This window comes from Filobacillus milosensis (genome assembly GCF_004402015.1).
GTDB classification, from domain to species: domain Bacteria; phylum Bacillota; class Bacilli; order Bacillales; family Alkalibacillaceae; genus Filobacillus; species Filobacillus milosensis.
In genome coordinates, this window is sequence record NZ_SOPW01000042.1 from 1 (window position 1) to 1,428 (window position 1,428).

The 1,428-nt window shown below is 38.7% G+C and carries 2 protein-coding genes; both read right to left on the bottom strand.

Translation table 11 applies throughout. The annotated features are described in order from the left end of the window. Positions 1 to 146: 146 nt before the first annotated feature. Positions 147 to 1,025 carry an IS3 family transposase gene (locus E3U55_RS17025; protein ID WP_134341671.1) on the bottom strand — a complete coding sequence of 293 codons (879 nt, stop codon included), beginning with the start codon at positions 1,023 to 1,025 and terminating at the stop codon, positions 147 to 149. 11 nt (positions 1,026 to 1,036) lie between these two features. Next, positions 1,037 to 1,345 carry a transposase gene (locus E3U55_RS17030; RefSeq protein ID WP_194840970.1) on the bottom strand — a complete coding sequence of 103 codons (309 nt, stop codon included), beginning with the start codon at positions 1,343 to 1,345 and terminating at the stop codon, positions 1,037 to 1,039. Positions 1,346 to 1,428: the final 83 nt, after the last annotated feature.

Here is a 1,428-nt window from a genome sequence, read left to right on the forward strand (position 1 = left end):
TGAACTTCTGTCAATAAAATGGACATTTTTCACCCTTAGTTTGGCGAACCTATTTTTCTTCCGCACGACGTTGAAAACGTCGCTTGGAGGCCCTGCCATGAAACAATCGTTTTGGAAAAAACCATTGCTTCATGGCAGGGGAACAATTAGTCGGCGAAGGCGAATTTGTCGTTCGTCTTTTGATACGCCACTTCATATACATTTGGACTCATGTATTCGATGCCAGAGTGCTTTCTTCGCCGATTATAAAAACGCATATAAAAATGTATCGCTAACATAGCCTGTTCTTTGGTTTCAAATACATAGCGGTGTAAATATTCTTTTTTTAAAGTGCCAAAAAATGATTCCATACATGCATTGTCATAAGGGTTTCCACGCCGACTCATACTGATATCGATCTCTCGATCCCTAAGCACATTAATGTAAGATTGAGCACAGTACTGAGACCCTCGATCAGAGTGATGAACTAATTCTTTACCTGGTTGCCGTAAGGCAATGGCCTCTTTGAGGGTATTTAGCGTTAAATCAACGGTCATTGAATCATCCATACGGTAACTAATAATTTTTCTAGAAAACATATCCATAATCGTATTCAAGTAAATAAAACCTTCTAACGTCCGAATGTAAGTGATATCAGTGACCCACAGCTGGTTTGGCGCCTCTACATCAAACTCTTGATTCACCTTATTCTCATAGGTTCTTAAGGAATGATTTGAATTCGTTGTTGATTTAAATAAAACGGGTGTGCTTGCCTGTAAGCCTAAGTCACGCATATGATTAGCTACTTTTTTCTCCGATACTTTATACCCTTCATCTAATAAAGTACGGTGAACGCGAGGGCTCCCATAGGTTTCCATACTTTCATAGAAAATCCGCTGTATGGCTTGATCAAGCTCCCGATCATACTTTTCACGCTCCGTTTCTCCTTGTTCAAGGCGATTTTTAAAATCATGAAAACCCGACGTGGACACACCTAACACATCGCACATCTTCACTATGGCGTGTTCTGATTGATGATTATAGATGAACTTAAACTTTACTCCTGTTCGTCCGTGAAGATGTGCATGGCCTTTTTTAGAATTTCATTCTCTTCTTCTAGTTCTCGATTTCTACGCTTTTCTTCTTCAAGTTTCTGTTGATATTCTGTAGCTGTTAATAAGGAATTTTGACGGTTCTTCTCAGTATTACGAAGTTGTTTCTTGTAAGCTGCAACCCACTTGTGTAAGGTATCGTAAGGGATGTTGAGTTCATAACTGACATCCGTTTGCTTTTTGCCATCTTCAACCACCATCTTACATACATAATTCCTTAGCTCTTTGGGATAATTATTTTGCTTTTTACCCATTGTAAACACGTCCTTTAAAAATGTTATTTCCATTGTAAACATTTCGCCAGTTGGTGTGTCCACTTTTTATACTAACCCTCAAT

Coding starts and splice junctions, on each gene's coding strand:
- E3U55_RS17030 (WP_194840970.1), bottom strand. CDS start 1,345: ATGGGTAAAAAGCAAAATAATTATCCCAAAGAGCTAAGGAATTATGTA.